General features: G+C 41.0%; 16 protein-coding genes. 11 read left to right on the top strand and 5 right to left on the bottom strand.

The features are described from left to right. Positions 1–2: 2 nt before the first annotated feature. Positions 3–1,409 carry an efflux RND transporter periplasmic adaptor subunit gene (locus SFU91_02065; GenBank protein ID MDX2127803.1) on the bottom strand — a complete coding sequence of 469 codons (1,407 nt, stop codon included), beginning with the start codon at positions 1,407–1,409 and terminating at the stop codon, positions 3–5. Between the two features lie 212 nt (positions 1,410–1,621). On the opposite strand from SFU91_02065, the gene SFU91_02060 reads away from it, so the two are divergent. Together SFU91_02060 and SFU91_02055 are read left to right on the top strand one after the other, a co-directional pair. Continuing rightward, positions 1,622–3,712, top strand: coding sequence for a DUF1800 domain-containing protein (locus tag SFU91_02060; protein ID MDX2127802.1), 2,091 nt, complete (start codon positions 1,622–1,624; stop codon positions 3,710–3,712). Between the two features lie 50 nt (positions 3,713–3,762). Continuing rightward, entirely contained in the window at positions 3,763–5,022 is a 1,260-nt protein-coding gene (locus tag SFU91_02055; protein MDX2127801.1) for a DUF1501 domain-containing protein, read from the top strand. Positions 5,023–5,044: 22 nt separating this feature from the next. Here SFU91_02055 and SFU91_02050 read toward each other — a convergent pair whose 3' ends face one another. The 3 genes from SFU91_02050 to SFU91_02040 form a co-directional block, all read right to left on the bottom strand. Further along, positions 5,045–5,413 carry a hypothetical protein gene (locus SFU91_02050; protein MDX2127800.1) on the bottom strand — a complete coding sequence of 123 codons (369 nt, stop codon included), beginning with the start codon at positions 5,411–5,413 and terminating at the stop codon, positions 5,045–5,047. Positions 5,414–5,418: 5 nt separating this feature from the next. Further along, a complete protein-coding gene (gene rseP, locus SFU91_02045) occupies positions 5,419–6,735 on the bottom strand; it encodes an RIP metalloprotease RseP (protein ID MDX2127799.1) in 1,317 nt (438 codons plus the stop codon). 62 nt (positions 6,736–6,797) lie between these two features. Beyond that, complete coding sequence (locus SFU91_02040) at positions 6,798–7,973, bottom strand: 1-deoxy-D-xylulose-5-phosphate reductoisomerase (GenBank protein MDX2127798.1); 1,176 nt, start codon at positions 7,971–7,973, stop codon at positions 6,798–6,800. Positions 7,974–8,321: 348 nt separating this feature from the next. Here SFU91_02040 and SFU91_02035 point away from each other — a divergent pair, with 348 nt between their 5' ends. The 9 genes from SFU91_02035 to SFU91_01995 all read left to right on the top strand — a co-directional run bounded on the left by SFU91_02035 (position 8,322) and on the right by SFU91_01995 (position 18,933). Continuing rightward, a complete protein-coding gene (locus SFU91_02035; protein MDX2127797.1) occupies positions 8,322–8,930 on the top strand; it encodes a response regulator in 609 nt (202 codons plus the stop codon). Positions 8,931–8,949: 19 nt separating this feature from the next. Next, positions 8,950–9,342, top strand: a complete 393-nt coding sequence (locus SFU91_02030; GenBank protein ID MDX2127796.1) for a response regulator — start codon at positions 8,950–8,952, stop codon at positions 9,340–9,342. Between the two features lie 926 nt (positions 9,343–10,268). Beyond that, positions 10,269–12,710, top strand: a complete 2,442-nt coding sequence (locus SFU91_02025; GenBank protein MDX2127795.1) for a ribonucleoside-diphosphate reductase subunit alpha — start codon at positions 10,269–10,271, stop codon at positions 12,708–12,710. A gap of 46 nt (positions 12,711–12,756) precedes the next feature. Continuing rightward, complete coding sequence (locus SFU91_02020; protein MDX2127794.1) at positions 12,757–13,764, top strand: ribonucleotide-diphosphate reductase subunit beta; 1,008 nt, start codon at positions 12,757–12,759, stop codon at positions 13,762–13,764. Positions 13,765–13,842: 78 nt separating this feature from the next. After that, positions 13,843–15,270, top strand: a complete 1,428-nt coding sequence (locus tag SFU91_02015) for an aminopeptidase P N-terminal domain-containing protein (protein ID MDX2127793.1) — start codon at positions 13,843–13,845, stop codon at positions 15,268–15,270. Between the two features lie 172 nt (positions 15,271–15,442). Next, the gene (locus SFU91_02010) at positions 15,443–15,877 is read left to right on the top strand and encodes a sigma factor-like helix-turn-helix DNA-binding protein (protein MDX2127792.1); all 435 of its coding nucleotides are present in this window, start codon (positions 15,443–15,445) and stop codon (positions 15,875–15,877) included. A 133-nt stretch (positions 15,878–16,010) separates the two neighbouring features. Then, a complete protein-coding gene (gene rfaD / locus SFU91_02005) occupies positions 16,011–17,003 on the top strand; it encodes an ADP-glyceromanno-heptose 6-epimerase (GenBank protein ID MDX2127791.1) in 993 nt (330 codons plus the stop codon). Between the two features lie 61 nt (positions 17,004–17,064). Then, positions 17,065–17,808 (top strand): hypothetical protein, encoded by a 744-nt coding sequence (locus SFU91_02000; protein ID MDX2127790.1) that lies wholly within the window; start codon positions 17,065–17,067, stop codon positions 17,806–17,808. 69 nt (positions 17,809–17,877) lie between these two features. Next, positions 17,878–18,933 (top strand): PhoH family protein, encoded by a 1,056-nt coding sequence (locus SFU91_01995; protein ID MDX2127789.1) that lies wholly within the window; start codon positions 17,878–17,880, stop codon positions 18,931–18,933. 98 nt (positions 18,934–19,031) lie between these two features. Here SFU91_01995 and metH read toward each other — a convergent pair whose 3' ends face one another. After that, a complete protein-coding gene (gene metH / locus SFU91_01990; protein ID MDX2127788.1) occupies positions 19,032–22,844 on the bottom strand; it encodes a methionine synthase in 3,813 nt (1,270 codons plus the stop codon). Positions 22,845–22,846: the final 2 nt, after the last annotated feature.

The raw sequence follows: 22,846 nt of genomic DNA, 5'->3' as shown, positions 1-22,846 counted from the left end.
AGTTAATTGTTACGCCGTCCGCCGCCACCGCCAGATGGTGCACCGCCAAAGCCGGAAGATTGACGCATTCTTTCTTGGAACATTCTTCCTTCCATCAATGCTCGAGAAAAGGTCGTGATTTGAACCTCGTCTCCATCTTTCGCGCCAAAGAGAACTTCTGCAAATTCAGCATTGCTAGAACCAATAATAATCGGTACCGGTCTAAACTCCCCCGATGCCGTGTCTTTGATTGAAGCAAGGCGCATTTGAGGTACAATTCCTGCATTCTTAAGTGAAGAATCCGATCGAAATTCTTCCATTTTAGATCGAAAGGCCATCATTCTCGCACGACGTTTTTCGCGTTCCTCATCACTGATTTTGACGGTATCGCCTCCTTCACGAGAGCCACGTCGTTCCCATCCGCCTCCGTTAGCAGTAGGAGGAACTCCGCCGCTGGCAGCTCCACCAGCAGCGCCCATTCGCCCTTCGCCGGCTTCTCGAAGCACTTCAATAGGAATTACAAGTGCATTTTCTCGATCGGTAATAACAATCGTAACGGTGGCATTCATCCCTGCAAGTAACCGATAATCTGGGTTGGGAACTTCAATGACCACCGGAAAGCGTGTAACATTTTGCTCAACTTTTGCTAAAGGGTCAATTCTTAATACCCTGCCTACAAATCGTTGATTCGGGAAAGCATCAGCAATGATTTGCGCTTGCTGTCCAATTCTTACCCGTCCAATATCGACTTCATCGATATTTGCTATAATATAAACCTTCTGCATATCGGCAATTGTAACAATGGTCGTGCCGCCCGAAACTGCATTCAACCCCCCCATAATAACTTGCCCTTCATCAACCACTTTATCAAGCACGATTCCTTCAACCGGGCTGCGAACCACACAATCATTTAGCCTGATTTCAGCTTGCTCAAACGAGGCTTGTGTACGAACCACTTGCGCCTTGGCCCTTTCATACTCGAGTGTAGCAGTTTCCATTTCTTCCTCGCTGATAAGTTTACCTTCAAACAAATTTTTCCTGCGCGAAAGGGTTGTTTCTAACTGTTTGAGATTTGCTTTTGCAACATCAGCATCGGCTTTGGCTTGGTTATAAGCTGCTAAAGCATCAGTTTTTTCAATTGTAGCGATAATTTCGCCTTTCTTAACGCGGTCACCCTCCTGTAATCGAAGCGAAAGCACAGAACCGCTTGCTTTCGATTTGATGTCAATCTTGTAAATCGGTTGTATGGTCCCCATTGCGGTCACCTCAACCTTAAGCCTCTGGCGCTCAAGTTTGACATTTCTTTTAATCATCGCCGGATTCTCGGCTTGTGCCTCTGGAAGCGGTTTAGAAAAAATGAAGAAATAAACGGATACCGCAATGGCAAGCAAAACGGTTCCCCAAATAATCCAAGTTTTTTTCTTTGACATTGATTTCGGTGTGATTTCAATTAAATGAGAAGAAGGTTGTTATAACACATAAATATAGCTTCACTACAAGATTTAGATGCTAATTGTTCAGATTCCTTTTGATAAAACACTGTAAATTTTACAACAAAAAAAAGAAGTAAGAAGTTAAACGAAAATCAAGTTAAATCGTCTTACTTCAAACTTGTTACCTCGCCAATAAAAATTTGAGCATTATGAAAATTGTAGCATTGTTTTTATTTATCGTTGCTTTTTTTGCAACAAAAGAAAGTTTGGCTTCAAATTACCCAAATTTTTCGAGCAGAAAAGTTGGCCTTATTACCCCAAGTCGAAAATCAGAATTTCCTTATCAAAAGGCAGGAATCACAGAACGGGAAGCCGCGGCGCATTTGCTTTCACGATTTACTTTCGGTGTCAGAAAAAATGAGGTAGATGAAGTGCTGAAAATTGGGCTTGATCAATGGTTTGAAGCCCAAATGAACCCTAAATCCGAACCAAAAGGGCTTGATTCAGTTCTATCCGAAATGAAGTCTCTCTCATTGGAGGTCGATGAAATTGCGGTTCAATATGTCCAACTGGGGAAATTGCTTCGAGAAGCTTACAAAAAGGGAATTCTAAAAGAAGAGGATGTCGCTCAGATTGATCGAAAAAAACTCCGTGAAAAACTTATTCCCTTCGCGAAAGAAAACGGATACAAATTAGAAACCGAACTCTTAGAAGAGTTATCAGCCCAAAAACTCTTTCGCGCAGTTTATTCCAATAATCAACTTCACGAGGTTCTCACCGATTTTTGGTTTAATCATTTCAATGTCTCTTACACAAAAGGCCAAGCCCGTGGGTATGTCTATCACTATGAACGAGAAGCCATTCGCCCATTTGTTCTGAAAGACTTCCAATCGATGCTATTTGCAACCGCTAAACACCCGGCAATGCTTTTGTATCTCGATAATGCACAATCACTCGCCCCTGATTGTGCCGAAACGCTTATGATGTATAAGGTCAACGAGATTCGAAGAAACCCACGAATGAAAGCGTTTCTTCCCCAAATCGAAGCCGGGCTAGAAAACCAAAGGCGATTTCAAGAAGAATTGGAAGCTAAACTTCCGGAAATCGTTAAAAACAATCGCCCGAGAAGAGGCATTAATGAGAATTATGCTCGCGAACTAATGGAATTGCATACCCTTGGCGTTGATGGCGGTTATTCTCAAAAAGATGTCGTTGAAGTTGCAAGAGCATTAACGGGCTGGACTCTTTACCCACTAGGAAAACGCGCAGAGCAAATTGAAAGGAGAATTGAACGAGGAAAAAATGTTGGCTTTGTTCGCGATGGAAATTTCCTTTTCCGTTCAGATACACACGATGCCGGTGAAAAAGTTATCCTTGGAAAAAAATTTGAAAAAGGCGGCGGTCTTGAAGAAGGTGAAGCAGTACTTACGATGCTTGCCCACCATCCATCAACTGCAAAGCATATTGCAAAAAAACTTGCAATTCGATTTATCTCCGATAACCCATCTGAAGAAACCATTCTTGCACTTTCAAAATCCTTTGAAAAAAATAATGGAAACTTGAAAGAACTTACTCGAGCCATCCTTCTAACCGATGAATTTTGGGCGGAAGCAAAAAAGAAAAGCAAAATCAAATCCCCTTTTGAATATGCAGTCAGTGCGATTCGTGGAAGCGGTGCAGAACTGAAAAACCCAATTCCAACCCTTCGATGGATTGCTCAAATGGGGCAACAAATCTATGCTTACTCTGCCCCAACCGGTTTCCCTGATCGAGCAGAAGCGTGGGTGAATAGCGGCTCATTAATTAACCGGATGAATTTTGCAACCAACCTCACAAGGGCTAAAATCAGAGGCGTTTCACTTGATTACGAAACCTTCACCGAAGGAAAAGAGCCGGAGTCTCTTGAAGCTGCACTCCGTCAGTATGCCGAAGTGCTATTGCCTTCACGAAAAACAGAAGAAACCATAAAACTCTTAATTCCAATCTTATCAAGACCGGATTTTGAAGAGAAGCTAAAGAACTATTCTGAGGAGATTCCGAAACCCGTCAAATCAATGCAAGTTGCTGATTCAATGAGTTCATCAGGAGAAATCTCAGATGAAATGCGTGAATTCGCCCTAATTGAAAAAATCAATGCTGATGATGAATCGCAAACCCTTGAAGTCCAAAAGAAAAAAGCAATGGAGAAAAAAAACAAAAAACCAAGGGGAGAATCAAAACCAATAATGAATTCGACTTATGAAGAAACCGCGCGAATTCTTGCCCTCATTATCGGGTCTCCAGAGTTTCAAAGGCGTTAACGGTTCACAAGTTTGATAACGATTCACTAATCAATTAAAGTTTTAATTCAATGAGCACGACAAGACGCGATTTTCTGCATCATTCAGCACTTGCCTTGGCGGGCATTGTTCTCGCTCCGTATGCAACCTTTGCCGCTTCTGAAAAAAGGATGTTCTCATCTCAAAAAAAGAAAGTGCTTGTACACATTTTTCAGCGCGGTGCAATGGATGGTTTAATGGCGGTTTCTCCTTATGCCGATAAACATCTTCAGAAATTCAGACCTCGTTTATCAATGAAGCTTGGCTCGAATGGTGGCTTAATTGAACTTAATGAACGATTTGGTCTTCACCCATCATTGGGAGAATTGGCTCCTTTATTTGAAAAAAAGGAATTGGCAATTGTACACGGTGTTGGCTCACCAGATAAAACACGATCTCATTTCGATGCCCAAGATTTTATGGAGAACGGAACACCCGGAAGAAAAGGCACACCAGATGGGTGGTTGAACCGCACCTTAAAATCACTGCCTAAGTCAGACTCCCCCTTTCGAGGCGTGTCAATTACTGGCGCAATGCCGCGTGTATTTTATGGGGATTCGCCCGTGCTCGCCGTTTCGAACCTTGCGAATTTTAATGTAAGTGCCGGTGGTCAAGGACTTATGGGCATGAGTTCAAGTAGTGGCTTTGAAGCACTTTATGAAAAGACTACGGCGGAAATCTTAAAAGGAACAGCCGAAGAAGGATTCGAAGCCATCAAAAAGTTAAGGGAATTGGGCGTTTCAAACTACAAACCCGAAAACGGTGCAGAATACCCGGTCACTCCGCTTGGAAATGCCTTAAAGCAAATCGCCTTTTTGATTAAATCCAATGTGGGACTTGAAATCGCGTTTGCCGAATCCGGCGGATGGGATACGCATGTTCAGCAAGGTACAGAGCGAGGTGCCTTTGCCCGTGCAGCAACCGATCTCTCAAAATCAATTCATGCCTTTTGGATGGATATAGCAACTTTTCATGACGATGTGATTTTGCTTACTTCAACCGAGTTTGGCAGAACAGTTCGCGAAAACGGTTCGTTCGGAACTGACCACGGCAGAGCTTCGTGCTTTTTCTTATTGGGTTCTACCGTAATGGGCGGAAAAGTATATGGAAGTGTTCCGGAACTTGCTCAAGAAAATTTAGATGAAGGGAGAGACTTACCCGTGACGGTTGACTTCAGAAGCGTCTATCGAGAAGTGTTGGAACGTCACCTTGGAATCCGTGATGCAAAATCAGCAAGAGCGATTTTCCCGGAGTGGAACGGTAAAGCCCTTTCGCTATTTAAGAATGCTTAGAAAAATTTGAAAAATCGCGTTGTTAGTTGCTAAAATATTGAGCAAGCGAAGAATCATTAAGAAAGGGATACTTAGATTCATCTACCTCAATTGTCATTCGAAGTAACGCAGCAGCAAAAGTTTTACCTTGAGCATCCAATTTTAGAGAGCGTGTTCCCCCGCCACCTAAAGCACCGTGTAACAAAAAATTGAGAGCGCCGATGTTTTCCATTTCAAAACGCTCAACTCTTCCTTCAACCATTTTGCCGAAGTGTTGTTTCACCTGTTCAGCGGTTACTTCATTTTTAAGAAGCGGAAAAAATCGGTCGTCGCGGGCAATAATCCCAACATTTGCAGTGTCGCCTTTATCACCGCTTCTTCCGTGAGCAATACTGAATAATTGGATTTTCATTGTGATTATGGATGTGCAATATCATTATAGAGAATAAACACCATTAAAATTAACAGTACTGTCATTCCAGCTTGTTGTACAGCGATTTTAACCTTAAGAGAGAGCTCTCGGCGAAGTAATCCTTCAATCGATACCATCACCATTTGTCCACCGTCCAAAGCCGGAAGCGGGAGAATATTCATAAAAGCGAGTGAAATTGAAAGCAATGCTAAAAAGTAAACAAAAACTCCCGCGCCTTGTGAAGCACTGTCGTTTGCCATTTTTGCAATCTTGACAGGTCCGCCCACGGATTTACTGAGTTCTTCTTTGCCCGTTAAAATTTTCCAAAAACCTTTGACAGTTGTTGCAGTCATTTTAAAGGTTTGATCAAATCCTGAACCAATGGCTCCAAAAAAACTTAGTTCGGTAAACTCACGATTTCTAAGGGATTGATCCGAAGCGATACCGATTCTTCCATCAGAATTTGCTGTAACGGTTAATTGTATTTGGGATTCACCTCTTTTAACATCAAGGGTTAAAGGCTTATTTGCGTTAGACCCAACGGTGGATTGGACTTGAGACCAATTGGCAATCTTCTCCCCATTAATTCCAATAATCACATCTCCTTTTTGCAGTCCTGCTGCTTTTGCGGGCATTCCTTCTGCAACTTCAGAAATTGTTGGTGGAAGCAAAGGAACAAGTCCTACACCGGGATTTTCTGATAGGCGGGATAAGATATTATCAGGTGCAACAAAAGTGCGGAGTTCCCCATTGCGTAACACGGTGTAAGTAAGTTCGCTTGATGAAAGCGCTGAAGGGTCCATCACTTCTTCCCAATACTTGACACTTTTTCCATTGATGGCTTTGATTTCATCTCCGGTTTGAAGCCCCATCTCCGAAAACACAGTGTTTTCAAGTATAAATACTCCGCTTCGAATAGGTGTTTTTGGGTCTCCATAAAACAGTGCAATACCTATAAAAATGAAAAGCGCGAGAATCATATTCATCAAAACACCACCGACAAGTACAAAGAGCTTTTGCCAAGTCGGCTTTGCGCGAAATTCCCAAGGTTCTGCCGGTTTGTTGGAAAAGTCTGTATCCATACTTTCATCGACCATCCCGGAAATTTTTACATATCCGCCAAGAGGAATCGCACCAATACCATATTCAGTTTCGCCGCGCTGTACACTCCAAACTTTCAAATCCCAAAAATCAAATCCAATAAAAAAACGCTCTACACGCATTCCGCATAGTTTTGCAGCTGCAAAGTGCCCGAATTCATGAACCGTAACCAAAACAAAAATGGCAATAAGAAAAAAGAAAATGGTACTTAAAATTTCCATAGGAACAGGTTGAATTAGTGTGATTAAAAAATGTATCGAACGAAAGTGAATAATGAAAAGCCTTATGCAAGCGTGTAACTCGCGCGTTCAGTGACCCGACGGCGGGTTTCTAAGTCAATTTCGATAAGCGAATCCAAATTGTTGCAAAGTGCTTGTTGATGATTCATTAAAGAGTCTTCAATTAAATCAGCAATTTTTATAAATGGAATCTTTTCTTCTAAAAACAAAGCGACCGCAGATTCATTGGCGGCATTTAAGACTGCAGGATAAGAACCTCCGCTTTCAATGGCTTGATAAGCCAAAGCAAGGCAACGAAATCGAGTTGTATCAGGAGATTCAAAATCAAGGCGTTTAAGAATTCGCCAATCAATCCGCTCATAATTGGCAGCAAACCGTTCTGGAAAGCTTAAAGCATATTGAATTGGAATTTTCATATCCGGAGTTCCAAGTTGGGCCTTAATGCTCCCATCAGAAAATTCTACCATAGAATGAATGATGGATTGCGGATGAACGACAACTTCAATTTTTGAAAGCGGTACATCAAAAAGCCATTTTGCTTCAATAACTTCAAGCCCTTTATTCATAAGAGTGGCAGAATCAATCGTAATTTTTTGCCCCATTTTCCAATTGGGGTGTTTTAACGCATCCGCAACGGTAATCGAATGAAATTCTTCTTTTGGTTTCGTTCGAAATGGGCCACCGGAAGCGGTCAAAATGATTTTACCAATAGATTCTTTCGATTCTCCAACAAGGCATTGAAAAATGGCGGAATGCTCACTATCAATCGGAAGAAGGGAGACCTTCTTTTCTTTTGCGAGCGACATAATGAGTTCACCTGCAACAACAAGTGTCTCTTTATTGGCAAGCCCAATATTTTTTCCTGCCTTAATTGCTTCAAGCGTTGGTCGAAGTCCTGCAAACCCAACCAAGCCGCCAATGACAAAATCAGTGTCTGAGCGAGTACAGATTTCAACTGTACCTTCTTCACCACAAAGAATTTCGGGGCGGTAACTTTTACGATGAAGAGATGAAATTTTCTCTTGAAGTAAGCCCAGAAGCGAACTATCGCTTATGACAATCCCTTTAGGGCGAAATTGGTCGGCCTGTTCTAAAAGTAATTCCAAATTCCGATAAGCGCTTAAATATTGAACCTGAAATTTTTCGGGAAATCGCGAAATAACATCCAATGAACTTCTTCCTATTGACCCGGTTGAGCCGAGAATGGTGATTCGTTTCATAATTTTTCTGTACTCTGTAATTAACCGTAATCCGGTTTTGAAGTTCTTAATTTAGGCGAAAAGTCAAAGGCGACCAAGTGATTTAACCTGAAAAACCAAGCGTTTGATTTCAGGCATAATCGGTTTTACCGAACAACTGACATACAAATAAATGAAGTTGATTCGTTAATTCATTCTTAACTGAATTTGATACATAGACGTTCGGACTCAAAACCTCTGAAATATTAAATCAATGTTTTTTCCTTATTTTAGTCAATAGTTCAATGCTTCACTTTAAATAGATTTGTATATTCAATCACTAATAATGAGCATTGCCTCTAAGTGCAATCCAATTTCTTCGCAAATCACATGATTAGAAAGCTTCTTTTAGCAGACGACGACCAAGATATCCATTTCTATGTGCAATCGGTTTTACAGACTTCGTGGGTTACGATCAAATCGGTTTACAACGGCAAAGAAGCAATGAAGGAATTCGAAACCATTGACTATGATGTCATTATTACGGATTTGTCAATGCCTGAGATGAATGGAATTGATTTTATCAAAGCCCTTGTTCAATCAAAGTTCAAAATTCCACCGGTAGTTGTACTAAGTTCAATGTCAGATACTAATCTGATTATGAAGTGTCTCAGTGCTGGCGTTTCTGATTATATCATAAAACCCGCTGATCCAACTCGAATTCGCAAAACGATTTATGGTATTCTTCATCTTGATGAAAAGGGAAATCCGATTCAACAGCGTCCGCTTTCAAGTTATATGGGCGAAATGACGATGATGAAATCAACCGGTAAATTGATTTTGGATGACGGAAAAAACTCAGGTGAAATGCTTTATGACGATGGAAAACTGAAACAAATTTATTTTGGAAGCCTTACAGGACTTGAAGCTTTGGAAGCCGCAAAACGCGCCAAATTTCTAAATGTGTCCTTTGTCTCCGGTAATTTTATTAAGCCCTAATCCTCTTTAGGACTACCGTATGCAAAAAGAATTCAAAAAACATATTTTGGTTGTTGACGACGAAGCCGAATTTCATTTTTATGTTGATGCCATTTTTTCGGGTCACCCAATTAAAATTACCAATGTTTTTGACGGCGAAGAAGCCATAAGTGCCATAAAACGCGAGCAGTTCGATATCATATTGCTTGATTTGCTTATGCCAAATGCTTCCGGCGGCGATTTTATGCGAGGAATTCGCTCTTTGAGTGCAACGCTGCCCCCCATTATTGTCATTAGTTCGATTAACGACATTGTTCTGCAAGAATATTGCCTCAATGTTGGCGCTGTGGCTTATTTCAACAAGCCCGTTGATCCGGATTTTCTTCGAACAAAAATTTTCGAATTGATTCGGTTAACGCCTGAGGTAAAGTAACCAACGCTTATACTGATAAATTTGGATGGCTCCCTTTTCTCGAGCTATCATTTTCCATTTATTCCCTCCTGCAACCCCTCCCCCCGATTTATTTTAAAATTTTACATCTAACAAGACTAATCTTTGAAGTCGTTCATTCGCTTCCTGTGGGGCTTTAGGGGTTTACCATAGAAATGGAAAAGAAATTTTTCATTGGTGTGAATTTGACCTAACAAGAAATGATCGTGTGGGGTCAATTTTTTCTGATCACCTCAGACCCTCATTAGGCCGAAGGTTTCGGGAAAATAAGTTGAAAATAATTTTGATAAATGATTTGCTTTTTGAAGGTATAAACGCGCGATTCCTTATTAACAAAGGGATTTGAAATTATCGATGAGTCTTTATAAAAGAATGCTGGGTTTACCAAGAAATAAATAAAGAAAAAAAAGCATCTGTCTTTTAAGACTGACCGGCAAATTTGTACGCCAAAATAAAAAAAACATGATGTCATGCCCTCAAAACGGAAGAATCGTTTATCAATTCAAAAACTGCATTTTCCGTTAAATTTGATGTTAAAAAATTTATATGAAAAAAGTCATCTATCATTGCAACTAAGAAGAATCGCTTCTACATTCATAGCTCATTGTGAAAAAACGATCGCTTTTATTGAAAGAAATCTTACCGTAAAAGCTTGTTTGCTCAAAGCCATTTCAGCAGCGTTTTTTCATAGTGAATGCTTGCGGTCTCTCCTGAGATGAAAGTAGTGTGGATTTCCCACCTTGCAAGCAAAACTAAAGGCCACATAGAGGTCGGAGATGTCCGGGAATTGAATGAAGATTCTTCATTCGGTTAAATGGCGTTCCGAAAAAATTCCTGACTCACTCGGGCGGGGATTCTCTTCTTTGTTTTCTAATAATTTTTGAAACAGCAAAAAAAGGGAGAACGGTATGTTCGTAATTAAGCGTGATGGTTCTAAAGAGGAAGTTAAGATCGAAAAAATTCTTCATGCAGTTTCAAGAGCTTGCAGAGGGATAGAAAATGTCGTGCCTCTTGAGGTGGCGAAAAGAACAATTAACGGGCTTCACGAGGGGAGTACAACTCAGGAACTCGATAATCTCTCGATTGAGACAGCGGTGATGCTTACGGTGGATGAACCCAATTATTCAAAAGTGGCCGCAAGAATGCTTGCCGAATCTATTCGTAAAGAAGCCGGTCGTGATGCTGCTTTTCGAAACTACATCAAGTTGGCTGATGAATTAGGGCTGATCGACTCACGAATTCGACAACTTGCAGAGCACGAATTGGATACAATTGAATATGCCATTGATCATAACCGTGATGATCTTTTTGAATATTTCGGATTAAAAACGATTTATGATCGATATTTGCTTCGCCATCCAAAAAAGCGGGCAATCATTGAACGTCCACAATGGATGTTTATGCGAGTGGCCTTAGGACTTTCAAAGAATGTCAGTGAAGCAATTGAGTTTTACGACATCATTTCAAATTTCCTCTATATGCCTTCAACCCCTACGCTTTTCAATAGCGGAACAAGGCATGCTCAAATGAGTTCTTGTTATTTATTAACCGTTGGTGAAGACAGCTTAGATGGGATTTATAAAGCTTATGCCGATTGTGCACAACTTTCAAAATGGTCGGGAGGAATTGGAATCGACTGGACGCCTGTTCGAGCCTCAGGCGCCTTAATTAACGGAACAAACGGAAAAAGCAATGGAATCATCCCTTTTCTTAAAGTAATGGATTCGAGTGTTCACGCTGTAAATCAAGGCGGAAAAAGAAAAGGTGCAGCTGCAATTTACTTAGAGCCTTGGCATGCGGATATTGAGGCTTTTCTTGAGCTTCGAAATAACACAGGTGCAGAGGAGCGACGCACCCACAACCTAAATCTTTCCCTGTGGATTCCTGATTTATTTATGAAAAGGCTTGAGGCCGACGCCGGATGGTCGCTCTTTTCTCCTGATACAGCTCCAATGCTCTTAAAAACTTATGGAGAAGAATTTGAAATGTGGTATGAGCGTTATGAAACGGAAGGAAAAGCACTCAAGCAAGTTTCAGCACGGGCACTATATGGAAGAATGATGCAAACCCTTGCAGAAACTGGAAATGGTTGGATGTGTTTTAAGGATATTTCAAATAAACGCTCTGCACAAACCGGCCGAGGGGAAAATATTATTCATAGTTCAAATCTCTGCACCGAAATTTTAGAAGTGACTTCAAAAGAAGAAACGGCTGTTTGCAACTTGGGCAGTGTGAATGTTGGCGCGTTCGTTCGGCAAGATGGCTATTTTGATTTCAATGGGTTGAGAAAAGTCGTACGGATTGCGACAAAATTTCTCGATCGAGTAGTTGATATCAATTACTATCCCACAAAAGAAGCGGCAACTTCCAATCACAGATGGCGTCCGGTTGGGCTCGGGTTGATGGGCTTGCAAGATGTGTTTTTCAAAATGAGGCTTTCATTTGATAGCAGTGATGCAAAGGCGCTCTCGAATCAAATTTCAGAGGTCATATATTTTGAAGCACTTCGAACGAGTGTTAAGCTTGCTGAAGAATCAGGTTCATTTCAGGCATATAATGAGTCGAAGTATGTGGATGGAAAATTGCAGGTTCACTTGGCAAAAGACTACGGAATTACACCAACGCTTCACGAAGATTGGGATTTACTCGCTGAAGAAATTCGTGTCAAAGGTCTGCGGAATTCGCTGCTCATTGCGATTGCGCCTACCGCAACCATTGCTTCTATAGTAGGCTGTTATGAATGTATTGAACCTCAAATTTCAAATCTATTTAAGCGAGAAACACTAAGTGGTGAGTTTATTCAAATCAATCGATATTTGGTTCAAGATCTGAAGAATATTGGTTTATGGACGCCGCAAACCAAGGCTCAAATCATTGAAGGTGAAGGGTCGATTCAGCATATCGAAACTATACCTGAGGAACTTCGAGCACTATACAAAACCGTTTGGGAAATTCCTCAAAAAGCATTGATTGAAATGGCAGCAGAGCGCTCAGCGTTTATTTGCCAATCTCAGTCGCTCAATCTTTTTATGGAAAGCCCTTCAACCGGAAAGCTCTCTTCGATGTACATGCATCTTTGGAAGAAAGGGGTTAAAACCTCATACTACTTGCGTTCAAGAGCAAAAACAAGAATCCAAAAAACCACAACGGCCGAATCGAAACAGGGACTTGGAATACCCGATTCACAAACACATAATATCAGTGCACCGCCAACCGTTGTTGCGACATCCGGCGCGGGGCCGCTCTTTAGCAACGAAGCAGCAGAATCAAGTGAAAAGAAAACCTACACGACAGAACAAGCGATATCGTGTTCTTTGGAAAATCCGGGAAGCTGTGAAGCTTGCCAATGAGCTTGAAATATTTCATTAACTAATTTTATAACAAATCGAAGATTCTATGATTTTATCTCCTGATCTTGATTTAACCCTGCGGCCAATGAAATACCCGCAGTTTTTCAAGTTGTACAAAGATTCGATTAAGAACATTTGGACGACGGACGAAATCGATTTCTCACTTGACTATGAACACTTGCGCGATAAAATTTCGGCCAAGGAAGCTCACCTGATCAAGCGATTGGTGGCATTTTTCGCAACAGCCGATAACATTGTCGGACATAATTTGGTCTTAAATCTTTATAAACACGTGAATTCGCCTGAATACAGAATGTTTTTGGGCAAAGTGTTATTTGATGAGATGCAACATGTAGAGACCTATCTCTTGTTGGTTGATAGCTATATTCCTGATATTCGCGAGCGGCAGGAGGCATTTTCGGCCTATCAAAATGTACCTTCCGTCAAGTTGAAGGCTGATTTTTGCTTTAAGTATATGGATTCGATCCAAAATCTTGACCGGCTTGATAACGATCAAAAGAAGCGTCAATTTTTAGAAAATCTGATTTGTTTTGCCACTTGTATTGAAGGGCTTTTCTTTTTCGGTTCTTTCGCGTATGTCTATTTCTTAAGAAACCGTGGACTCCTTCCCGGGCTTGCAGCAGCAACAAACTGGGTTTTTCGTGATGAAACAATGCACATTCAAGGGGCAATGGAAGTGGTTCAAGTGATTCGAAATGAATATCCTCACCTCTTTGATAAGGCGCTTGAGCAAAAAGTGTATAGCATGATTGAAGAAGCAATTGCCGTTGAAATGAATTTTTGCGAAGATTGTTTGCACTTTGGAATTACCGGCATTTCTCAATCAATGATGCGCGATTACTTAGGTTACTGTGCCGATCAGCGATTGGAGCAATTGGGATATGAAAAGAAATACAAGACGAAAAATCCGTTTCCTTTTATGGTGCTCCAAGATGTTCAGCCATTAACGAACTTTTTTGAAAAGCGGGTTACAGAATATCAAAAGGGATTGGATTCAAGTGCTAAAGCGGTTGCATTTGACGAAGAATTTTAGTTAAGTTGTTCTTTCATTTTGCATTAAATCGGGCTGCATGACAGCCCGATTTCATTTTCGAATAAATCACTTTAAGAAATGAAGAAATCAATTTTTCTTTTCTCAATTTCACTTTGTTTGTTTGTTTCAGGGGTTGATGGGCAAAGCATGCAATCCTATAATTTAGAGAGGCTTTCAAGTGAATTCTATAAAGCTAATCGTGACCGATTAAGAGCGGAGATGCCCGATAGCGCTGTGGCAATATTTTTTTCAGCTGAGTTAAAAAATCGTAATAATGATGTCGATTACCTTTTTAGGCAAGAGAGTAACTTCCTATATCTCACTGGGCATCTTGAGCCAGAATCAGTGTTGATCCTTTCTAAAAATTCGATTGGATTTGATTCTTTGGGTGGTGAACGAGGAAAGGAATTTCTTTTTGTTTTACCTCGTGACCCCCAATCGGAAACTTGGAATGGAAGAAGACTCGGGGCAGAAGGTGCGGTTCGAGAGCTTCAATTTGAACACGCGTATATCAATACGAAACTCGAACTTGCAATGAAAGAACTCATTTCAAAGTGCGGGTCTGAAGTCAAAACAGTTTTTTTTGCAATTCCCAAAGTTTATAATAAAACCGACGATGAAGTTCAAACGAAGAGGCAAAAGCAGGTTGTGACACTGTTTCAAATCGATAGTTTAAGCGCGAAAGTGAGGTTAAGAAATATCGTTCCCGTGCTTTCTAAATTGCGAGTTGAGAAACAGCCGGAAGAGATAAAGGCGATCACGGAAGTCACTGAAATTTCTGCCTTAGCACATAAAGAGGCGATGCGCAGTTGCGAAGTTGGGCTCTATGAATATTCGTTGGCCGCGGCGGCCGAATTTGTTTTCAAAAGTAGAGGGTGCAGTTACCCGGGTTATCCTTCCATCGTTGGCTCAGGGGAAAATGCCACGATTCTACATTATCAAACAACAAGGAAACGCCTTCAAAACGGGGAATTGATCGTTATGGATATGGCAGGTGAATTGAGAGGGTATTCGTCGGATGTCACTCGCACGATACCTGTTAGCGGTAAGTTTTCGAAAGAGCAACGTGAAATTTATGCGTTGGTACTGAAGGCTCAAGAGGCTGCGATCAAAGCCTGTCGGAAAGGGGTTTCATTTTTAGAGCCCAACCGCATTGCAATGGATATTATGGCAGAGGGATTGATAAAATTGGGAATCATTCAAAATGCCGAGCAATTGGGACAATACAGCCTGCATTTCATTTCACATCATGTAGGGCTGGATGTTCATGACCCAATGTCGCCAACTTTCAATCTTAATCATACCTTTACAATTGAACCCGGCATTTATATCCCAGAAGGTTCACCTTGCGACCCAAAATGGTGGAAAATTGGGGTAAGAATTGAAGATGTTGTGTTGGTGACAGATGGAGAACCCAAAGTGCTTTCAAATCAAGCCCCTAAATCGATTAATGCCATCGAAAAGCTTATGCGTGAAAAAGGCATAGCAAACCTTCAAATCAAGTAACTTGCCTTTAAAATTATAAAAATGGGGCAGACATTGGTCAAGGCGATTTGGACGAATTCTAAACTTAAATTTCAAAAAAAGAAGACTTTGGTCTTGAAATTCCGACTGTTTTAGTCTTATATTCAAACAATGAAGTTCACAATTTACATAATCCTTAAACAGGGGGAATGATATGCAACCTCAGTATTCTCGGAGTTTTACGGAGGAGTTTAACGCGGCATCGTCAATAGAGGAAATTTTCAATCTTGCCTATTGGATGACAGGAGAAGAAGCAACGGCCGGAATGATTGTTGGCAATGTTTACCAAGTTCTTCACGAAAATGCCACAAAAGTCGAGTTGTATCAGGCTTTTCGAGAAACTTATCTCGGTATGTTTGGTCAAACGCTTGCCAAACCAGAAGTGATAACGCAAGATGAATCTGAAATTGAAAAAGCACTTCTTTCTCTACCAACCGATTTCAAGATGATTGTGCTTTTTGCTGATATTGCTGGGCTTTCACATCAAGAAATTTCCGAAGTTGTAGAGAAGCCTGTCGATGTAGTTCGAGGCTGGCTTAATTGGGGAAGAAAACTTCTTGCATCCGAACTTGCAACAGTGAAAAATTAATAAGCAATGTTTTTCTCTTTAGCCGCCCATTTGGCGGCTTTTTTATTTGCGATAGAAATGATGGTGGATGAGGTTTGATAGTGTGAAAAAATGGATGAGAGTGATATTTTAAAATCAATTAAACAATCTTTTTATGATCGTCATAACTGGCGGTGCCGGTTTTATTGGAAGCGCAATGGTTTGGAAACTCAATACAATGGGCATGACAGATATACTCATTGTGGATGAATTGGGACAAACCGAAAAATGGAAAAATTTAGTTGGCCTTAAGTTTAACGACTATCTTCATAAAGATCATTTTCTAGAAAAACTTCTTTCGGAAGAACTATCGGTACCCGAAGCAATTATTCATCTTGGAGCCAACAGTTCGACAACGGAAACGAATGTTGAACATTTGATGGAGAATAATTTTTCCTATACCAAAGACCTTGCTCTATTTTCAGTCACCCGTGGAATCCGTTTTATTTATGCTTCAAGTGCGGCAACTTATGGAAATGGCGAGCAAGGATATGATGATAGCTTAAACAAAATCGAAAATCTCAGACCACTCAATGCTTACGGTTACTCTAAGCATATTTTTGATTTATGGTCTATAAAAAGGGAGTTTCACTTCAAAACTGTAGGGCTTAAGTTTTTCAATGTTTTTGGGCCGAATGAGTATCATAAAGGGGATATGGCTAGTGTGGTGTATAAAGCGTTTAATCAAATTTCAGAAAAAGGCTTTGTCAAGCTTTTTCAGTCTCACCGTGAAGGTTTCAATGATGGCGAGCAACTGCGAGACTTTGTTTATGTCAAGGACTGTTGCGATGTAATGGTTTGGCTGCTTCAGAACCCTGAAGTCAATGGAATTTATAATTTAGGGACAGGAAAAGCGCGTTCGTTTAAAGACTTAGTTAATGCGACATTTAAGGCGTTACAAAAGGAATCCAACATTGAATACATTCCAATGCCTGAACATCTTCGTGGAAAGTATCAATATTTTACCGAGGCAAATATGGAGCGCTTGAAAGGTCAAGGGTGCCCGGTCAAATTTCTTACTTTAGAAGAGAGTGTTGCAGATTATGTTCAACATTATTTGTCTGCCGCAGATCAACATTTTCGATTGTCTGAACCAATCAATACCTAATATTTTTCATTTAAATTAAATCAAAACCATAGAATCCGTCAGATTCATTGAGAAGTATTGTATGAATCTTAGAAAAACCGCTGTTATCTATTTAAGAGGCATTGACCTCGATGATGTGCTCTCCTTTACACGCTTGAGAGCAATCTTAAAAAAATATGTGCATCGAAATAACCTGCTCATCGTCTTTGATGCGGAGTATCAGTATCAGAAAAATTTAAAGGAAAAGGGAATTCAAGAAGCTCAGTTGAGTGCTTCAGATTCTCACCGCTTAAAGGCTGCAATTACTCGTGACTTAGGGAAAACTTTTGCTCAAAAGCTTTCAGAAGAGTTGATTCCTGCCTTGTCACTCACCGCTTATCATTTAGGGATAGTAAAAACTTCGTCTAATGGCGAGGTAGCGGCTATTCAAGCAGAGCTTATTCGGAAAAGATTTTTTGGAAACACCTTGCCTATTTTTGCAGCAATTGGAGATCAGGATGTTTTACTAAATCCGAAAAATTTGGCAAAGATATTTTCAATTGGGCTTAAGGCAGACTATTTGATTTTTATTTCTGATCGAAAAGATTGGTTAAATCAAGTAAGAGAATTAAACGGTAAATTTTTAGATCCAAATCAAAAAACGCTCACAGAATCGGAATCAATTGTAATGAAGGATAATTTATCGAATGAATGGTTTGAAGATATTGAGAGCGGCTTTCATGCTTTGAAAAATGGGGTTAATCGGGCTTTTTTAACTGACCTTTCTAATTTTGAAAAGTTATTGCAATCGCAAGAATTGGTATTGATGGAATTAATACATAATTAATAAGCAGTTTCGGAAAGAGATGCAAATTATGTTAGATTTGTTTATCACTCATTAATAACCGAATTTTCATTGAATACAGAAAGAAAATTTTCATTGAAAGGCGTAGAGCCTGTGCTTCTTTATGGCGCGCAAGATGCCTACATAAAAAGAATCGAAAATGAATTTTCGGATGTTGCCATTCTCGCTCGTGGTAGCGATGTAACGCTTCGCGGCGAAGAAATTAGCGTAAAAGTTGTTGAAAAGATTTTGGCAGAACTCTTATTTCTTGTCAATCGTAATGGAGAGTTGGAGCCCCACGATGTTGAAACCGTAATTAAGGTCGTTTCAGTAAATGAACGAGCATCTTCTTCATCCCTTCAAACAAGTTCAATCGTACAATCAGAAATTCAAGAAGGTGGGAGATCGCGAATTGCGCCCGCAACCGGGTTTGAGCTCGATGATGATGTCATAGTTCTTACCCGTACTGATGCTGTTCGCGCAAAAACATTAGGGCAAAAAAAGATGGTTGTTGAATCAAAACGAAACGACGTACTTTTTGCGATTGGTCCCGCCGGAACTGGTAAAACCTATACGGCTGTTGCGATAGCGGTTGCTGCTCTAAAATCAAAGCGGGTAAATAAAATTGTCCTCGCACGGCCAGCTGTCGAAGCAGGCGAAAGTCTTGGGTTTCTTCCCGGTGATCTTCAGCAAAAAATTGATCCTTATTTGCGTCCGCTCTATGATGCGCTTGACGATATGATTACGGCTGAAAAGATGAAAGAGTATATGGAAAAGAAAGTAGTCGAGATTGTGCCTTTAGCCTACATGCGTGGCCGAACGCTCAATAATGCGTTCATTATCTTAGACGAAGCTCAAAATGCTACAAACCTTCAATTGAAGATGTGCCTCACTCGTTTAGGAATAAATTCAAAAGCAATAATCACCGGAGATATTTCACAGATAGATTTGCCCAACAAGCGAGATTCCGGTCTTGTAAACGTTCAATCGATTTTATCCGATATACAAGGGATTGCTTTTGTTCAGCTTGATAAATCGGATGTGGTTAGGCATCGGTTGGTTCGCGATATTATCTCTGCCTATGAATCGCAATCGAAACCAAAAGAACCGGTTACCAATGGCACATAGTTATTTGTGCTTATTTATCGATTTCGCAAAAATAGAAAAAGCCCATTATGGGCTTTTTCTATTTAAGTCATGTTAGGCTTGAATGAAAAATTTCTCAATCAAGCTTCAGTTCCAATGGTTGAAGTTTCGGAGGTTTCGGTTTGTTCATAATTCAGAACTGGTGAAAGCCAACGCTCGACAAGCTCAACTGGCATATTTTTCCTCAAAGCATAATTCTCAACTTGATCGCGCTCGATTTTCCCAAGTGCAAAGTATTTCGACTCGGGGTGTGCGATATAAAAACCACTCACAGATGCAGCCGGATACATAGCGGCGGATTCAGTCAAAGAAATTCCAACTCGAGTTTCAGGTTCTAAAAGTTCAAAGAGTAAGAATTTCTCGGTGTGGTCTGGGCATGCCGGATAGCCCGGTGCAGGCCTAATGCCTTGGTAGGATTCATTAATCAACGCCTCGTTGGGTAAAGGATTCCCTGTTTCATAGCCCCAAAATTCGCGGCGAACCAATTCATGCAAGTATTCAGCAAAAGCTTCTGCCAAGCGGTCTGCTAAGGCTTTAACCATAATGGCATTGTAGTCGTCATTATTTTTTTCAAATTGAGAGGCCAGTTCTTCCGTTCCGATTCCGGCTGTAACGGCGAATCCTCCGAAGTAGTCTTCAAGACCACTTTCTTTAGGCGCAATAAAATCTGAAAGTGAAAAGTTGGGCAATCCCTTCGACATTTCTCCTTGTTGACGAAGGAAATGGAAGGTTTTAAGTACAGAACTTCTCGATTCATCGGTATAAACTTCAACATCATCGCCTACTGAATTTGCAGGGTAAATAAAATACACACCCGAGGCTTTCAACGATTTCTCTTCAATAATCTTTTCGAGCAAAACTGTTGCATCGTTAAAGAGTTTGGTCGCTTCTTTTCCTACAATGTCGTCGGAGAGAATTGCCGGGTAACGGCCGGCAAGTTCCCAAGATTGGAAGAAGGGTGTCCAATCGATGTATTTGCGAAGGGTTTGAAGATCAACAGAGATTTGGAAAATGCCAGTTTTCGTTGGTTTAAAGACACATTTTTCTGTCCATTGAATTTGGGCTTTATTGGCAAGTGACTTTTCATAAGTCAGATATTTTTTTTCTTGCTTTCGTCGGCTATGTTCTTGCCGAGCAATAGCATACTCTGATTTCATTTTTGCGACAAAGGTTTCTCTAGAATCTTTACCGATCAAATTTTGAACAACAGGAACCGAGCGCGAAGCATCAAGCACATGAATAACAGCGTTGGAATAATTGGGCACAATTTTAACTGCGGTATGAATTCTTGAGGTGGTCGCACCCCCGATTAAGAGTGGGATTTTTAATCCTCGACGTTCCATTTCCTTCGCGACATAAACCATCTCATCAAGCGATGGTGTAATGAGCCCTGATAGCCCGATGATATCGACTTGCTCCTTTTCAGCAGTATCCAAAATCCGCTCAGCCGGAACCATTACGCCAAGGTCAATGACTTCAAAATTATTGCAGGCAAGTACAACCCCGACAATGTTTTTTCCGATGTCGTGAACATCGCCTTTAACGGTCGCTAAAAGAATTTTAGCGGCCTTCTCAGACTTTCCGGCTTTTTCGGCTTCGATAAATGGAATAAGGTAAGCGACTGATTTTTTCATCACGCGTGCCGATTTCACTACTTGCGGCAAAAACATTTTTCCGGCGCCGAATAAATCGCCGACGACATTCATGCCATCCATCAAAGGGCCTTCAATGACGGAAAGCGGGCGAGGGTACTTTTGCCGCGCTTCTTCTGTATCCTGATCAATAAAATCTGTATTGCCATTGATAAGCGCATACTTCAACCGCTCTTCGACCGGTAAAGAGCGCCATTCATCCTTTTTCGTTTCAGCCTTTTCTTTGCCTTGATTTTTAATTGATTCAGCATGTTCAATCAGTCTTTCAGTGGCATCGGTACGACGGTTAAGGATAACATCTTCAACCCGTTCGCGAAGTTCCGGCTCAATGTCATCATAGATTGCGAGTTGGCCTGCATTAACGATTCCCATATCAAGCCCGGCTTTAATGGCATGATAGAGGAAGACGCTATGCATTGCTTCACGAACGGGATTATTTCCACGGAAGGAAAATGAGATGTTTGAAATCCCACCTGAGACTTTTGCATGCGGGAGATGCGTTTTTATCCAATGTGTGGCACGGATAAAATCAGCTGCATAATTATTGTGTTCTTCAATGCCAGTAGCTACAGTAAGCACATTGGGGTCGAAGATGATGTCTTGTGGGTTAAACCCAACTTCCTCGGTTAAGATGCGATAGGCACGGGAACAAATTTCAACTCTTCTTTCAAAGTTATCGGCCTGACCTTGTTCATCAAACGCCATCACTACTGTAGCTGCGCCATACGAAAGAATGCGTTTGGCGTAATCTTTGAATTTTTCTTCTCCCTCTTTAAGTGAAATTGAATTAACGATGCACTTGCCTTGCAAGCATTGAAGCCCTGCCTCAATAACACTCCACTTGGAAGAGTCGATCATAATCGGAACGCGTGCAATATCCGGCTCTGCCGATAGAAGATGAAGGAACTTAACCATCGCGGCTTCACTATCGAGCATACCTTCATCCATATTGACATCGATGATTTGTGCGCCGTTTTCAACTTGCTGGCGAGCAATCGAAAGGGCTTCGTCATAGTTACCGGCTAAAATTAATTTCGCAAATTTTGGTGAGCCGGTAACATTGGTGCGTTCGCCAACATTAAGGAAATTCGTTTCGGGTAAAACGTTGAGAGGCTCAAGACCGGAGAGCGAGAAGAGTGTTTTGTGCGGATTTTTCTTTCGGGGTTTACTTCGCTTTGCAACTTCGACGAATGCAGCAATATGTTCTGGTGTTGTACCGCAACATCCGCCGATAATGTTGACGAAATTCTCATTGACATAATCTTGAAGTTCTTTCGCCATATACTCCGGCGATTCATCATATTCTCCCATTTCATTGGGCAGGCCAGCATTGGGATAAAGGCTGGTAAAGCAATCTGAAACGCGTGCAAGCTCAGCAATAAATGGACGCATTTGCTTAGACCCTAATGCACAGTTTAATCCAACGGAAAGCAAGTTGGGTGTGTGTGCGATGGAAATCCAAAAAGCCTCTGTGGTTTGACCGGACAGCGTACGCCCACTTTGATCAACGATGGTTCCGGAGATCATGACAGGAAGTCTTTTCCCGATTTTAGTAAAATAAGTTTCGAGCGCAACAATAGCAGCTTTTGTGTTGAGCGTATCGGTGATGGTTTCAATTAATAGAAGGTCGGAGCCGCCATCAACAAGCCCGCAAATTTGCTCGAAGTATGCATCTTGAAGTTCTTTGAATGTAACTGCGCGAAATCCGGGATCGTTCACATCGGGAGACATCGAAGCGAGTTTCGTTGTTGGTCCAAGCGCTCCGGCTACATAACGTGGCTTTTCGGGATGTTTTGAAGTGAAGATTTCAGTAGCGCCTTTTGCAAGTTTGGCTGATTGGAAGTTCATTTCATAAACCAAATGTTCCATCCCATAATCAGCTTGGGAAATGCGATTGGCACTGAATGTATTGGTTTCTAAAATATCACAACCCGCTTCAAGATATTCTTTGTGAATCTCAGAAATAATGTGCGGCTGCGTGAGCGAAAGCAATTCGTTATTGCCACGGAGCGAACCTTTAATGGGCTTAAAACTATGCCCGTGTTTGGGGTCTTCACAAACTGCATCTTCAAGCGACTTTTTATCATCAATTCGTTCTTTTGAATTCGGTTCAAATGATTTAAACCTTTCCCCACGATAGGCTTCTTCATCAAGCTTGTAGCGTTGAATCATTGTACCCATTGCACCATCAAGCACAAGAATACGATTTTCTAAAACCTCGTTAATTTTTGGTATAGACATAA

It is taken from the genome of Chloroherpetonaceae bacterium (assembly GCA_033763895.1).
Lineage (GTDB): Bacteria > Bacteroidota > Chlorobiia > Chlorobiales > Thermochlorobacteraceae > JANRJQ01.
This window is presented reverse-complemented; position numbering and strand designations above follow the sequence as displayed.

Excerpts from the sequence above, each read along its gene's own strand:
- SFU91_02065 (MDX2127803.1), bottom strand. The coding sequence starts at position 1,409 with ATGTCAAAGAAAAAAACTTGGATTATTTGGGGAACCGTTTTGCTTGCC.
- SFU91_02060 (MDX2127802.1), top strand. The coding sequence starts at position 1,622 with ATGAAAATTGTAGCATTGTTTTTATTTATCGTTGCTTTTTTTGCAACA.
- SFU91_02055 (MDX2127801.1), top strand. The coding sequence starts at position 3,763 with ATGAGCACGACAAGACGCGATTTTCTGCATCATTCAGCACTTGCCTTG.
- SFU91_02050 (MDX2127800.1), bottom strand. The coding sequence starts at position 5,413 with ATGAAAATCCAATTATTCAGTATTGCTCACGGAAGAAGCGGTGATAAA.
- rseP (MDX2127799.1), bottom strand. The coding sequence starts at position 6,735 with ATGGAAATTTTAAGTACCATTTTCTTTTTTCTTATTGCCATTTTTGTT.
- SFU91_02040 (MDX2127798.1), bottom strand. The coding sequence starts at position 7,973 with ATGAAACGAATCACCATTCTCGGCTCAACCGGGTCAATAGGAAGAAGT.
- SFU91_02035 (MDX2127797.1), top strand. The coding sequence starts at position 8,322 with ATGATTAGAAAGCTTCTTTTAGCAGACGACGACCAAGATATCCATTTC.
- SFU91_02030 (MDX2127796.1), top strand. The coding sequence starts at position 8,950 with ATGCAAAAAGAATTCAAAAAACATATTTTGGTTGTTGACGACGAAGCC.
- SFU91_02025 (MDX2127795.1), top strand. The coding sequence starts at position 10,269 with ATGTTCGTAATTAAGCGTGATGGTTCTAAAGAGGAAGTTAAGATCGAA.
- SFU91_02020 (MDX2127794.1), top strand. The coding sequence starts at position 12,757 with ATGATTTTATCTCCTGATCTTGATTTAACCCTGCGGCCAATGAAATAC.
- SFU91_02015 (MDX2127793.1), top strand. The coding sequence starts at position 13,843 with ATGAAGAAATCAATTTTTCTTTTCTCAATTTCACTTTGTTTGTTTGTT.
- SFU91_02010 (MDX2127792.1), top strand. The coding sequence starts at position 15,443 with ATGCAACCTCAGTATTCTCGGAGTTTTACGGAGGAGTTTAACGCGGCA.
- rfaD (MDX2127791.1), top strand. The coding sequence starts at position 16,011 with ATGATCGTCATAACTGGCGGTGCCGGTTTTATTGGAAGCGCAATGGTT.
- SFU91_02000 (MDX2127790.1), top strand. The coding sequence starts at position 17,065 with ATGAATCTTAGAAAAACCGCTGTTATCTATTTAAGAGGCATTGACCTC.
- metH (MDX2127788.1), bottom strand. The coding sequence starts at position 22,844 with ATGTCTATACCAAAAATTAACGAGGTTTTAGAAAATCGTATTCTTGTG.